Origin of the sequence: Agrococcus lahaulensis DSM 17612, from assembly GCF_000425105.1 — a bacterium.
Lineage (GTDB): Bacteria > Actinomycetota > Actinomycetes > Actinomycetales > Microbacteriaceae > Agrococcus > Agrococcus lahaulensis.
Genome location: NZ_AULD01000005.1, coordinates 528137 through 540520, shown reverse-complemented (window position 1 = coordinate 540520; position 12384 = coordinate 528137). Strand labels below are relative to the sequence as shown.

15 protein-coding genes and 1 pseudogene are annotated in these 12384 nt (G+C 72.7%); 5 read left to right on the top strand and 11 right to left on the bottom strand.

The features are described 5' to 3' along the window. Positions 1 to 54 precede the first annotated feature (54 nt). The 6 genes from H508_RS14225 to H508_RS0103145 all read right to left on the bottom strand — a co-directional run bounded on the left by H508_RS14225 (position 55) and on the right by H508_RS0103145 (position 4450). A complete protein-coding gene (locus H508_RS14225) occupies positions 55 to 1557 on the bottom strand; it encodes a catalase (protein WP_035253715.1) in 1503 nt (500 codons plus the stop codon). 107 nt (positions 1558 to 1664) lie between these two features. Beyond that, positions 1665 to 2096: a Fur family transcriptional regulator gene (locus H508_RS14220; protein ID WP_035253714.1), complete on the bottom strand. Its 432-nt coding sequence runs from the start codon at positions 2094 to 2096 to the stop codon at positions 1665 to 1667. A 54-nt stretch (positions 2097 to 2150) separates the two neighbouring features. Next, positions 2151 to 2990: a sulfurtransferase gene (locus H508_RS0103160; RefSeq protein WP_026372997.1), complete on the bottom strand. Its 840-nt coding sequence runs from the start codon at positions 2988 to 2990 to the stop codon at positions 2151 to 2153. Positions 2991 to 3027: 37 nt separating this feature from the next. Next, positions 3028 to 3588 (bottom strand): hypothetical protein, encoded by a 561-nt coding sequence (locus H508_RS0103155; protein WP_026372996.1) that lies wholly within the window; start codon positions 3586 to 3588, stop codon positions 3028 to 3030. Further along, positions 3585 to 3866, bottom strand: a complete 282-nt coding sequence (locus H508_RS14215; protein ID WP_035253713.1) for a hypothetical protein — start codon at positions 3864 to 3866, stop codon at positions 3585 to 3587. The genes H508_RS0103155 and H508_RS14215 overlap by 4 nt, the downstream gene beginning before the upstream one ends. Continuing rightward, positions 3863 to 4450, bottom strand: coding sequence for a hypothetical protein (locus tag H508_RS0103145; protein WP_026372995.1), 588 nt, complete (start codon positions 4448 to 4450; stop codon positions 3863 to 3865). Before H508_RS0103145 ends, H508_RS14215 begins: the two co-directional genes overlap by 4 nt. A gap of 74 nt (positions 4451 to 4524) precedes the next feature. Between H508_RS0103145 and H508_RS0103140 the strand changes: the two genes are divergently transcribed. The 3 genes from H508_RS0103140 (at position 4525) to H508_RS0103130 (ending at position 6810) form a co-directional block, all read left to right on the top strand. Continuing rightward, positions 4525 to 5745 carry an amidohydrolase gene (locus H508_RS0103140; RefSeq protein ID WP_026372994.1) on the top strand — a complete coding sequence of 407 codons (1221 nt, stop codon included), beginning with the start codon at positions 4525 to 4527 and terminating at the stop codon, positions 5743 to 5745. 126 nt (positions 5746 to 5871) lie between these two features. Beyond that, positions 5872 to 6447, top strand: a complete 576-nt coding sequence (locus H508_RS0103135) for an NADPH-dependent FMN reductase (RefSeq protein ID WP_026372993.1) — start codon at positions 5872 to 5874, stop codon at positions 6445 to 6447. Positions 6448 to 6540: 93 nt separating this feature from the next. Next, positions 6541 to 6810, top strand: a complete 270-nt coding sequence (locus H508_RS0103130) for a YciI family protein (protein ID WP_026372992.1) — start codon at positions 6541 to 6543, stop codon at positions 6808 to 6810. Between the two features lie 12 nt (positions 6811 to 6822). On the opposite strand, the gene H508_RS0103125 is transcribed toward H508_RS0103130, so the two are convergent. After that, entirely contained in the window at positions 6823 to 7695 is an 873-nt protein-coding gene (locus tag H508_RS0103125) for an Fpg/Nei family DNA glycosylase (RefSeq protein ID WP_026372991.1), read from the bottom strand. Positions 7696 to 7844: 149 nt separating this feature from the next. Here H508_RS0103125 and H508_RS0103120 point away from each other — a divergent pair, with 149 nt between their 5' ends. Next, positions 7845 to 8303, top strand: coding sequence for a hypothetical protein (locus H508_RS0103120; RefSeq protein ID WP_026372990.1), 459 nt, complete (start codon positions 7845 to 7847; stop codon positions 8301 to 8303). Between the two features lie 51 nt (positions 8304 to 8354). On the opposite strand, the gene H508_RS0103115 is transcribed toward H508_RS0103120, so the two are convergent. After that, positions 8355 to 9344 (bottom strand): NYN domain-containing protein, encoded by a 990-nt coding sequence (locus H508_RS0103115; RefSeq protein ID WP_026372989.1) that lies wholly within the window; start codon positions 9342 to 9344, stop codon positions 8355 to 8357. A gap of 133 nt (positions 9345 to 9477) precedes the next feature. Here H508_RS0103115 and H508_RS0103110 point away from each other — a divergent pair, with 133 nt between their 5' ends. Next, complete coding sequence (locus H508_RS0103110) at positions 9478 to 9759, top strand: hypothetical protein (protein WP_026372988.1); 282 nt, start codon at positions 9478 to 9480, stop codon at positions 9757 to 9759. 147 nt (positions 9760 to 9906) lie between these two features. Here H508_RS0103110 and dnaB read toward each other — a convergent pair. The 3 genes and pseudogenes from dnaB to rpsR form a co-directional block, all read right to left on the bottom strand. Then, positions 9907 to 11256: pseudogene (gene dnaB, locus H508_RS14210) on the bottom strand (replicative DNA helicase); the annotation flags it as partial. A gap of 393 nt (positions 11257 to 11649) precedes the next feature. Next, the gene (gene rplI, locus H508_RS0103100) at positions 11650 to 12102 is read right to left on the bottom strand and encodes a 50S ribosomal protein L9 (RefSeq protein ID WP_026372987.1); all 453 of its coding nucleotides are present in this window, start codon (positions 12100 to 12102) and stop codon (positions 11650 to 11652) included. 12 nt (positions 12103 to 12114) lie between these two features. Next, positions 12115 to 12372, bottom strand: a complete 258-nt coding sequence (gene rpsR / locus H508_RS0103095) for a 30S ribosomal protein S18 (protein WP_021010585.1) — start codon at positions 12370 to 12372, stop codon at positions 12115 to 12117. Positions 12373 to 12384 lie beyond the last annotated feature (12 nt).

The following is a 12384-nucleotide window of genomic DNA, read 5'->3' as shown; positions in this document are numbered from 1 at the left end:
GACGCGAGAGGCCCGCGCCGGGCGGAACCGGCGCGGGCCTCTCGAGTGCTGCGGCTAGAAGACCGCGGGCGTGCGCACCGGCTCGGACGCGAGCGACGTGCGCGGCTCGACGATGGGCGTCAGGCCCGCCTCGACGCGCGCGCCGAGGTCGGCGTCGACGTTCCTCCAGTACTGCAGGGCACGCTCGCGGATCTCGGGCACGCGCGTCTTGCCGACGTGGCCGACGATGTTCGCGACGAGGCGCTCGCGCGCGGGCTCGTCGAGCACCTCGCGGTAGAGGGTGCCGGCCTGGCCGAAGTCGTCGTCCTCGGGGTGGAGCGTGATCGCCGAGCGCACGAGCTCGCCGTCCATCTCCCAGCCGCGGTCGTCGCCGGCGGCGGCGGGGTCGGCCGCCGGGCCGCCGAACGAGTTCGGCGCGTACACGGGGGCGGCGGGCGAGCCGAAGCCGTGACGCATCGAGCCCTCCTTGTCGTAGGAGTGCACCTCGGTGCGGGCCCGGTTGACCGGCAGCTCGGCGTGGTTCACGCCGATGCGGTAGCGCTGCGCGTCCGCGTAGCTGAAGATGCGGGCCTGCAGCATCTTGTCGGGGCTCGCCGCGATGCCCGGCACGAAGTGCGCGGGGCTGAACGCCGCCTGCTCGATCTCGGCGAAGTAGTTCTCCGGGTTGCGGTCGAGCGTCATCTGCCCGACCTCGATGAGCGGGTAGTCGGCGTGCGGCCACACCTTCGTGAGGTCGAACGGGTTGAAGCGGTAGGTCGCCGCGTCCTCGTAGGGCATGACCTGCACGAAGAGCGTCCACGACGGGAAGTCGCCGTCCTCGATCGCGCCGTAGAGGTCGCGGATGTGGTGGTCGGCGTCGCTGCCCGCGAGCTGGTCGGCCTCGGCCTGCGAGAGGAACTCGTTGCCCTGGTTGGTCTTGAAGTGGTACTTCACCCAGAAGCGCTCACCCGCGGCGTTGATCCACTGGTAGGTGTGCGATCCGAAGCCGTCCATGTGGCGCCACGTCTTCGGCAGGCCGCGGTCGCCCATGAGCCACGTGACCTGGTGCGCCGACTCGGGGCTCAGGGTCCAGAAGTCCCACTGCATGTCGTTGTCGCGCAGGTGCGAGCCGGGCAGGCGCTTCTGCGAGCGGATGAAGTCGGGGAACTTGATGCCGTCGCGGATGAAGAAGACGGGCGTGTTGTTGCCGACGAGGTCGTAGTTGCCCTCGCTCGTGTAGAACTTCAGCGCGAAGCCGCGCGGGTCGCGCCACGTGTCGGGGCTGCCCTGCTCGCCCGCGACGGTCGAGAAGCGCGCGAGCATCTCGGTCTCGACGCCCGGCTGGAAGAGCGCGGCGCGCGTGTACTGCGACACGTCGTGCGTCGTGACGAAGGTGCCGTAGGCGCCGCCGCCCTTGGCGTGCACCACGCGCTCCGGCACGCGCTCCCGGTTGAAGTGGGCGAGCTTCTCGACCAGGTAGTGGTCGGTGAGCGCGATCACGCCGTTCGGGCCGACGCTCTGCGAGTGCGCGTCGCTCGCGATCGGGGTGCCGACGCTGTTGGTGGTGGGCTTCGTCATGCGGTGTTCCGTCCTTCTCGTCCTGCTGGGGTCATGCGGTCTCTGCGCGCGGGCGTGCCCGCGCGAGCGGTGGGGATGGGCTCCGTCGCCCGGGTGCACGCCTGCCGTCAGGCGGCGGCGCCGTCGGCGCCCGTGCAGTCCGCGCACAGGCCGACGAACGTGACGTCGGCCGACTGCACCGCGAATCCGGGCGGCGCGTCGGCGTGGAGGCACGGCGCCTCCCCCACGACGCAGTCGACGTCCTCGACCTTGCCGCAGCGCGAGCAGACTGCGTGGTGGTGGTTGTCGTCGATGCGCCGCTCGTAGCGCGCGGGCGACCGCTCGGGCTCGAAGCGGCGCAGCACGCCGGCGCCCGTCAGGTCGCCGAGCACGTTGTGCACCGACTGCACCGAGGTGCCGCGGCCCGAGTCGGCGAGCGCGCGGTGCACCGCCTCCGCATCGGCGTGCGGCATGCGCGCGAGCACGTCGAGCACCGCGAGCCGGCCCTGCGTCACCCGCAGGCCGCGCTCGCGCAGCAGCTCGACATCCGTGCCGTTCACGTTCCCCACCGTAGCAGTTATCGTGAATCATTCAAAAGAGTGACGCGCCCGCGGTCAGTCGCCCGTCGCGACCGGGCGGCCCGAGTCGGCCCGGCCCCACTCCGCCCACGACCCGTCGTAGACCGTCGCGTCACGACCGACGACCGTCGCGGCGAGCGCGATGACGGCCGCCGTCACGCCCGAGCCGCAGCTCGCGATGATCCGCTGCTCGCCCGCCGCCTCGCGCAGGCGCTCCGCGAGCTCGCCCTCGGGCAGCAGCCGGCCGCCGGGGGCGAGCGCGGCGTAGTGCAGCGAGCGAGCGCCCGGCATGTGGCCCGCGCGCACCTCGGGCCGCGGATCCAGCTCGGCCCCCGAGAAGCGCGCGGGCGATCGCGCGTCGAGCACCGCAGCGTCGCCCGTCGCGAGCGCCGCCGCCGTGGCGTCGGCGTCGACGAAGGCCGCCGCATCCCATTGCACCGTCACGTCGCCGGTGCGTCCGGTGGACTCGGCGACCGGGGTGAGCGGATGCCCTGCCTCGACCCAGGCGGGCAGGCCCCCGTCGAGCACGGCCGCCTCGATGCCCGCGGCGCGGAGCACCCACCAGGCGCGGGCGCTCGAGAACATGCCCGCGGCGTCGTAGGCGACGACGCGATCGCCGTCGCGGATGCCGATCGCGCGGAGCTCGCGCTCGAGGTCGGCGGGCGCGAGCGCGTCGTGCACGCCGACGGGCCCGAGCCCATCCGCTTCGTCGCGCCTCGAGAATCGACCGTCGATGTCGAAGCGCACCGCGCCCGGGATGCCCTCGGCCGGCAGCGGCTCGTCGGTGCCGGGCGGCGCCATGCTCGCGTCGAGCACGACGAGGCCCCGCCCGCCCAGGTGCTCGGCCAGCCAGTCGACGTCGACGAGATCGCGCATGCGCCCATCGTCGCAGGTGGCCGCTCGTGGGTCGCCGTCAGCGCTGCTCGTCGGGGAAGGCGGTGATGACCTGGCCGGAGCCGAGGCCGACGCCGACCGTGACCATCCAGGAGCGCGTCGCCTCGCCGCCGTCGACGTGCTCGACGAGCACGTCGTAGTTGAGGATGTCCTCGCGGTACTCCTCGACGCGCGTCGGCTGCTCGAGGGCGCGGTCGATCGCGAACCACGCGACGTCCTCCCAGCCGGCGCCGACGAGCTCCGCGAGCTCGCCGAAGTCGCCCGTGTGGCCGTCGGCGATGTGCCGCCAGCCCGCGCCGTCGGCGCTGCCGCAGCGCAGCACCGCGTCGCCCGCCGCCACGCCGAGCTCTGGCCACGCGGCCCGGTCGAGCACCGCGAGCGCCTCGCGGCTCGCGCGCCCCGCGCACTCGGCATCCGGATCGACGTCGAGCGCGACGGGGTCGAAGACGAGGCCCTCGGCACGCAGGTGCGCGCCGTCACCCGGATCGTCGGCGCCGGGCGCGGACACGGCAGGACCGGTCGACGTGCAGCCCGCGAGCAGGACGACGGCGCTGAGCGTGAGCAGCGCCGCGCACCTCACGGCTGGAAGCCGTCGCGCTTGTCGAGGTCGGCCGAGGAGCGGCCCTTGGGCTTCACGGCGAGCATGAGGGTCGCCGTCAGCAGGAGCGTGAGGATGAAGCCGACGCCGCCGAAGACGAGTGCGAGCACGACGTCGCGCACGGTCAGGAAGACGATGAGGCCGATGAAGAGGCCCGCGGCGCCCGCGAACGCGAGGTACTCGAAGGGCTTCAGCCGCTGCTTGCGGGTCGGCTGGACGGGCCCGTCGTGCTGCGGGCCGGAGTGCAGGGGGTCGCTCATGCGTCGCTCCGCTCGGGTTCGGTGGTGGCGCGCGCAGGTCGTGCCGAGAGCGCCGCGAGCGCGAGGTAGACGCCGACGATCACGGCGTAGGCGCCGATGAGGCCGGTGAGGGTGACCGCGTCGCGCGTGAACGCGAAGACCACGCCGAGCACGAGGGTGAGCACGGCGACGGCGCGCCAGTCGCGCGCGAGCCGGAGGGTGCGCGCATCGCCGGCATCGCGCATCCGCCACCAGCCCGAGAGCTCGACCGCGCCCGCCGGGAGCGCCCACGCCGCCACGGCGAGGCCGAACGCGGTCTCGGTGGGCAGCACGACCGCGAGCACGGCGGCGACGACGGCCATCACGGCCGACCAGGCGGCGACGATCGTCGGCCAGCCGCCCGCCGCGGCGGGGACGAGCCGGCGGCCGAGCCAGAGCGCGACGGCGGTGCCGGCGAGCAGCACCGCGAGCGCGATGAGCCCCACGAGCGCCGAGTGCAGCTGCACGAACGGCAGCGGCAGCCCGACGACGAGCGCGGGGACGGCTCGCATCGCAGGGAGGTGCCAGGGGTGCAGTCCCTGCGAGGGCCCGGAAGTCTCGGTCACGGCTCTCCTCACAGCTGCTCCCATCCTACCGGCGGCCGCCCGAGGGGCGCCCGGTGCGCGGCTACGCTGACGCCATGACCCTCGAGCGCCACCGCCCGTTCATCGAAGACCTCTACCGCGAGCTGCACGCGAGCCCCGAGCTCTCGAACCGCGAGCGCCGCACGGCGGCCCGCATGGCGGAGCTGCTGCGCGAGCTCGGCCTCGAGGTGCACGAGGGGGTCGGCGAGTCGACCGGCGTCGTCGGGATCCTCCGCCGAGGTGACGGTCCGACGGTGCTGCTGCGCGCCGACATGGACGGCCTGCCCGTCACCGAGGTCGAGCAGGTGCCCTACCGCTCGACCGCGACCGACGAGTGGGAGGGCCAGGTCACGGGCGTCATGCACGCGTGCGGCCACGACACCCACATGGCGTCGCTGCAGGGGGCGCTGCGCGTGCTCGCCGACCAGGAGGACTGGTCGGGCACGATCGTCGCCGTCTTCCAGCCCGCCGAGGAGCTCATCAACGGCGCCCGAGGCATGCAGGAGGGCCTGCGGGCGCTGCTGCCGGGCGGCATCGACATCGCGCTCGGCCAGCACGTCATGCCCGGCGCGGCCGGCGAGGTGCGCTTGAGCGCCGGCCCGGTCATGGCGGCGAGCGACCACCTCATCGTCACGGTGCACGGTCGCGGCGGCCACGGCTCGCAGCCCGAGAAGACGATCGACCCGATCGTGCTCGCCGCCTCGATGGTCGTGCGGCTGCAGACCATCGTCGCGCGCGAGGTCGCGCCGTCGCACCGCGCGGTCGTCACCGTCGGCACGTTCCACGCGGGCACGAAGCAGAACATCATCCCGGGCTCCGCGCGCTTCGAGGTCAACGTGCGCACCTTCGAGGAGCCCGTGCGCCGTCGCGTGCTCGCCGCGATCGAGCGCATCGTGCAGGGCGAGTGCCAGGTCGCCGGCGCTCCGCCGGCCACGATCGAGCACGGCGACGCCGCGCCGCTCACGATCAACGACGCGGATGCGTCGGCCCGGCTCGCGGAGGCGTTCGACGCGGCGTTCGGGGCGGCGCACGCGCCTGCCGAGCCGCTGCTCGGCTCGGAGGACTTCAGCGACCTGCCCGCGACGTGGGGCGCGCCGTACGTCTACTGGTTCTACGGCGGCTTCGACCCCGCGCTCGTCGCGGCGGCGCGGGAGCACGGCACCTTCGACGTCGACGTGCCCTCGAACCACTCGCCGAACTTCATCCCCGTGATGCAGCCGACGCTCGACACGGCGACGACCGCGATGGTGACCGCCGCGCGCGCGTTCCTCGCCTGAACCGGCTCGATCGGATGCCGTGACCGGCCCGCGAGGCCGGGAATGCGCATCCGCTCGACGGAGTTGTCTGATCACTGGTGCCCGATGGTGTGCGCCGATCCCACACCCCCGACACCGAGGAGAGTCATGTCCGCACGCCCCCAGATCGGCATCATCGTCGGCAGCACGCGCCCCGTGCGCGTCGGCCGACCCGTCGCCGACGAGATCGCCGCCCTCATCGAGGCCGCCGGCGCCGACGCCGTCATGCTCGACCTCGCCGAGCTGCGCCTGCCGCTCCTCGACGAGGCGATGCCCCCGGCCTCGGGCGTGCGCACGAACCCGCACACGATCGCGTGGGCGGAGCGGATCGACGCGCTCGACGGCGTCGTCTTCGTGACCCCCGACTACAACTCCGGCTACCCGGCAGCGCTCAAGAACGCGATCGACTACCTCAAGCACGAGTGGGTCGGCAAGCCCGCCGGGATCGTCTCGTACGGCTGGGCCGGCGGGGCGGCCTCGGCCGCGCAGCTCGCCGCCGTGCTCACCTACATCGGCCTCGCGCTCGACGAGCACGGCGTGCAGATCGGGTTCGCGCAGGGCGACTTCGACGACTCGATGCGGCTCGCCGACCCGGCCGCCTTCGTCGCGCGCTCGGTCGAGCCGCTCCGCGCGCTCGTCGAGCGGGTCGTCGCCGCGTCGAGCGCGGCGCTCGTCGAGGCCTGAGCCGCCCCCGTCGAGGAAGGGCGGATGCGCACCGAGCCCGGTGCCGCATCCGCCCTTCGTCCGTCCGGTCGCGCTCCTGCCTAGGCTGGAGGCATGATCGCCGTCATCGCCTCGTTCACCGACGACCCCGCCCGCCTCGAGCTGCGGCCGCGACACCGCGAGCGGCTCGTCGAGCTGCACGAGCAGGGCCTCGTCATCGCCGCGGGGCCGTTCGGCGACCAGTCGGGCTCGCTCGTGCTCTTCGACACCGACGACGTCGACGAGGTGCGGGCGGCGATCGACGCCGACCCCTACTACTCCGCGCCCGGCGTGACGGTCGAGACCATCCAGCCGTGGAGCATCATCGCGGGCTCGCTCGACTGAGCGACTGACGGCTCAGCGCCGCACGCCGAGGCGCGAGAGCACGCGGTCGGCGAGCGGCTTGCCGCCCGTCTGGCACGTCGCGCAGTACTCGAAGGTGCTGTCGGCGTAGATGACCTGCCGCACGGTGTCGCCGCACACGGGACACGGCTCGCCCTTGCGGCCGTGCACGCGCATCCCCTGCTTCTTCTCCGCCTTGAGCGACGAGGCCTTGACGCCCCGCGCGCGCTCGACCGCCTCACCGAGCACCGCTCGGAGCGCCTCGAACAGGCGGTGCACGTCCTCCGGCGGCATCGAGGCGGGATGGAACGGCGACATGCGCGCCGCGTGCAGGATCTCGTCGGAGTAGGCGTTGCCGATGCCCGCGATGCGCTGCTGGTCGCGCAGCACCCCCTTGATCTGCGCGCGGCCGGCCTTCGCGAGGATGGCGGCGAACCGCTCCTGGGTGAACGACGGCTCGAGCGGCTCGGGACCGAGCGTCGCGATCGACAGCACCTGCTCGGGGTGGTGGACGACGTGGAGCGCGAGCCGCTTCTGCGTCGCCTGCTCGGTGAGGTCGCTGCCGTCGCCGTCGGGCTCGAGCTGCACGCGAGCGGCGAGCGGTCCGCGCCCGCGGCCCGCGGTCGGGCGGGGCGCGGTGTCGCGCCAGCGGATCCAGCCGGAGCGCGCGAGGTGCACGACGAGGTGCAGGCCGGAGTCCACGGAGATCACGAGGTGCTTCCCGCGCCGGTGCACGTCGGTGACGGTCGCGCCCCGGAGGGCGTCGACGGATGGGTCGTAGGTCTTGAGCGCGGCGATCTCGGTCACGTCGACGCGGCGGATGACGCGGCCGACGAGGCGCTCGGCCAGGTCGGTCGCGAGCGCCTCGACCTCGGGCAGCTCCGGCATGCGACCCAGTCTGCACCCGCGCGCCGCGTCGTGAGAGGGCTCTCATCCAGCCTTCCCCTCCGCCTCACCGCCGATGGCGACAGTGGAGGCACAGCGGCGGAGACGGGCACCGCCTCCGCACCCCGGCACATCGACCAGCAGGAGGACACATGAACACCAAGTGGATCGCGATCGGCACGCTCAGCACGCTCGGCATCGGGGCCATCGCCGCGAGCGCCGCGGGCGTCGCGAACGCCGTCGAGCTGCGCGGCGCCGACGGCCGGGTCGTCGAGCAGGCAGCGGTCAAGGGCGACCTGCTCGAGCGCGGCGCCGTCGGCATCACGACGAGCGGCGACCACGCCTCGGTCGTCTCGGCCGCGACGGCCCCCTCGGCGACCGACGCGCCATCCGCGCCGTCGGCGACCCAGGCGCCCGCGACCCAGGCGCCCGCGCCGCAGCCCGCCGCGCCGGCAGCCGTCGACTCGGCGCCCTCGCCCGTGTCCGCGGCGAGCGCGCCCGCAGTGCAGTCGGCGCCCTCGCCGGCCTCGGCGCCGTCGCCCGCCTCGGCGCAGTCGCCGACGTCGCCGATCTCGGCCCCGTCGGCGCCGTCGGCCGCCTCGAACGGCTGACGCGGCCCTCGACCGCGGAGCGTCCCGCCGATCGGCGGGGCGCTCCGTCGCTCAGGAGCGGCGCAGCCGGAGGAGGCGCGCCTGCCCGTCCTCTCGCACCTCGACGAGCTCGTCGCGCGCGGCGAGGAAGTCGGAGAAGGAGCGGTGGCCGAGCGACCTCTCGTTGAACACCGGGTCCATGCGCTTCATCTGCTCCTTGACGACGTTGGCGTGCAGCCACTCGTCGTCGCCCTTCTGCAGCAGGATGCGCAGCGCCCGCTCGAGCAGCCCCGTCGCGGCGTCCGCTCGCTGCTCGGCCGTCGGCTCGACCTCGCGCTCCTGCGCGACCGACTCGCTCGTCGCGCGACGGCGGCGGCGCGCGGGCTTCGACTCGGCGACCTCGACGGCCTCGGCCTCGATCTGCTTCGCCTCCTCGGGCGTCGGCTCGGGCGCGTCGGGCTCGGCGCGCTCCTCGCGGCACGATCGCTCGACCGGCACGACACCCGGCAGCGCGTCGTAGTCGGCGAACTCGTCGCACGCGGCCGCGAGCGACTTCGACGTCGACCCGGCGACGCCGATGCCGACCATGAAGCGGCCGAGCCGCTTCACGCGCTGCGCGAGCGCGATGTAGTCGCTGTCGCCCGCGACGACGACGACGTGCGTGATGTCGTCGAGCCGGAAGAGATCCTCGACGACGTCGATCGAGAGCCGGATGTCGGCGCCGTTCTTCAGCGCCCGAGTGGTGGGGAACATCTGCACGAGGTCGACGGCGCGCGCGAGCAGCTGGTCGCGGTAGGCGGCGTGCGCCGGCACCGACCAGTCGGCGTAGGCGCGGCTCAGCACGATCGAGCCGTAGCTCGAGGCGTAGTCGATGATCGCGCCGAGGTCGACGGTCGCCTCGGCGAAGCGCGTGCGCGCCTTCGACTCGCGGCCGTCGATCGGCAGCGTGCGGACCTTGTCGCTGTGGAAGGCGCCACGGCCGTGCATCTGGTCGTAGCGCGAGATGAGGATGTTGTCGAAGTCGATGTAGACGGCGACGCGCGCCTCGGAGTCGATGGGCATGCCTCCAGTGTGGCAGTGCCCTGCCGGGCAGGGCTCCGGATGCTCCCCCATCGACACGCCCGAGCGCGCCGTCGGGTTGCGAGGGGCTCCGATCATCGGCATCGTGGCCCGCTCGCCAACGGAAGGAGCAGCCATGCTCACCCTGACCGAGAACGCCCAGACCGTCATCGGCGGCATCGTCGAGCACGCGGACGCCGCTGCGACCGGCGGTCTCCGCATCGCGCAGGAGCAGGGCGGCGCCGGGCTCGGCGTCACCGTCGCCACGGCGCCGGAGGCCGACGACCAGGTGGTGGAGGCCGCGGGCGTCCGCGTCTTCCTCGACCCCTCGGCCGCGACCGCGCTCGACGACAAGGTGCTCGACGCATCCGCCTCGCCCGATGGCCGCGTCGACTTCGCGGTCGGCCAGCAGGACTGAGGCCGATCGTCGAGGGCCCGGCCGCGCGGCCGGGCCCTCGACGTCTCAGCCCTCGAAGGGCGGCGGCGGCGCCCCGTAGGGCGCGCCGCCGAACGGCGTGCCGGCGGGCGGCATCGCCGGAGCGCCCGCGTCGCCCGGGCCCATGCCGGGCGCGATGTCGGCGAAGCGCGCGAGGTGGCCGTGGAAGGCGACCGGGATCGTCTTCGTCGGGCCGCCGCGGTGCTTCGCGACGATGATGTCGGCCTCGCCCGGCCGGATGTCGCGGTCGTACGCGTCCTCGCGGTGCAGCAGCATGACGATGTCGGCGTCCTGCTCGATCGAGCCCGACTCTCGGAGGTCGCTGATGGCGGGCTTCTTGTCGCCGCGCTGCTCGGGGCCGCGGTTGAGCTGCGAGAGCGCGATGACCGGCACCTGCAGCTCCTTCGCGAGCAGCTTGAGCGAGCGGGAGAACTCCGAGACCTCCTGCTGGCGCGACTCGACCTTCTTGCCGCTCGTCATGAGCTGCAGGTAGTCGATGACGACCATGCGCAGGCCCGCCTGCTGCTTGAGGCGACGGCACTTCGCCCGGATCTCGACGAGCGTGAGGTTGGGGCTGTCGTCGATGTAGAGCGGCGCGTCGTTGATGCGGCCGCGCACCTGCGCGAGCGTCGTCCAGTCGCGGCCCTCGATCGCACCCTTGCGCAGCTTCTGCAGCAGGATGCTGGACTCGGCCGAGAGGAGCTTCATCGCGATCTCGGTGCGGCCCATCTCGAGCGAGAAGAAGACCGACGGCAGGTCGTTCTTGATCGAGCACGCGCGCACGAGGTCCATCGCGAGCGTCGACTTGCCGATGCCCGGGCGCGCGGCGATGACGATCATCTGGCCCGGATGCAGGCCGTTCGTGAGCTCGTCGAGCTCGCGGAAGCCCGTCGGTACGCCCGTCATGACGCCGTCGAGGCCCTTCGCCGCCTCGATCTCCTCGATCGCCGCCTCGACGGCGAGGCTCAGCGGCACGTAGTCCTCGGCCTGGTCCTCGCCCATGACCGAGTAGATCTCGGCCTGCGCGTGGTTCACGAGGTCGGTGACCTCGCCCTCGGAGGCGTAGCCCATCTGCACGATGCGCGTGCCGGCCTCGACGAGCCGGCGCAGCACGGCCTTCTCGGCGACGATCTCTGCGTAGAAGCCGGCGTTCGCGGCCGTGGGCACCATCGACGTGAGCGAGTGCAGGTACTGCACGCCGCCGGCGCGCGAGAGCATGCCCGTCTTCGTCAGCTCGTCGCTCACGGTGATGACGTCGGTCGGCTCGCCGCGCGAGTAGAGCGAGAGGATCGCCTCGTAGACGATCTCGTGCTTCGGCTGGTAGAAGTCGCCGCCGCGCACGCTCTCGAGGCAGTCGGCGACCGCGTCCTTCGAGAGCAGCATGCCGCCGATGGCGGACTGCTCGGCGAGCAGGTCGTGCGGCGGGGTGCGCTCGCTGTACCGGCTCTCGTCGAGCCCGATCTCTGCCAGGTCGGTCACGCTGCTCCTTCCGGTTCGATCGTCTCGCGGGCGGCCCACACGGACCGGTCGGTCGGAGCCTGCCCCAGGCTAGGAGCGCGTCATCGGCTCAGCGAATCCTGCTGTGGACAACCGTGTGGAGAGCTGGGGACAACGCCGCGACTTGACAGCCTCGACACGCCTCGACCCTGTGCACAGATCTGTGGACTTCGATCATGGAAAGCGTCGAAAACGGCCTTTGACCGGGCATTTTGCTTTGCATAGGACGTGGGGAGAAACCAGGTTGAAGTACACGTTGAGACTTCCAGCCCGTCTTCAGGTTCGCTTGAGAGCCCCGTCCCGCATCCGTCGCCGCCGCGCACGACGAAGGCCCGCATCCATGACGGATGCGGGCCTTCGAGCGGGGTGCGCGACCTACTTGGCCGCGACCACCTTGAGCGTGATCGTCGCGACGATCTCGTCGCGCAGGCGCGCGGTCGCCTGGTGGTCGCCCACCGAGCGGATCGGCGTCGGGATCTCGATGACCCGCTTGTCGATCGAGCCGTGACCGGCCGCCTCGACCGCCTCGGCGATGTCCTTCGTCTGGATCGAGCCGAAGAGGCGGCCCTCGGAGCCGGCCTTCGCCTTCAGCGTGACGACGTTCGCCTCGAGCCGGGCGCGGAGGTCCTGCGCTTCCTCGATCGTGGCGTGCTCGCGCGCGGCGCGAGCTGCCTTGATCTGGTCGACCTGCTTCTCGCCGCCGCGCGACCACGCGACAGCCAGGCCCTGGGGCACGAGGTAGTTGCGGGCGAACCCGTTCTTGACCTCGACGACGTCACCAGCGGAGCCGAGGCCGGAGACCTCGTTCGTGAGAATGAGCTTTGCCATGTGTCAGTCCCCTCAGCGTCCGGCGCCCGAGTAGGGCAGGAGCGCCATCTCGCGAGCGTTCTTGATCGCCTTGGCGATCAGGCGCTGCTCCTGCACCGACACGCCGGTGATGCGGCGGGCGCGGATCTTGCCGCGCTCCGAGATGAACTTCTTGAGCGTCGCGACGTCCTTCCAGTCGATGACGCCGACCTTGATCGCCTTCGCGGGAGCGAGCGGCTTCCCGCCCTTGCCGCCGCGCGGCTTCCGGTTGTTCTGCGGCTTGCCAGCCATGTGTCCTTCTTT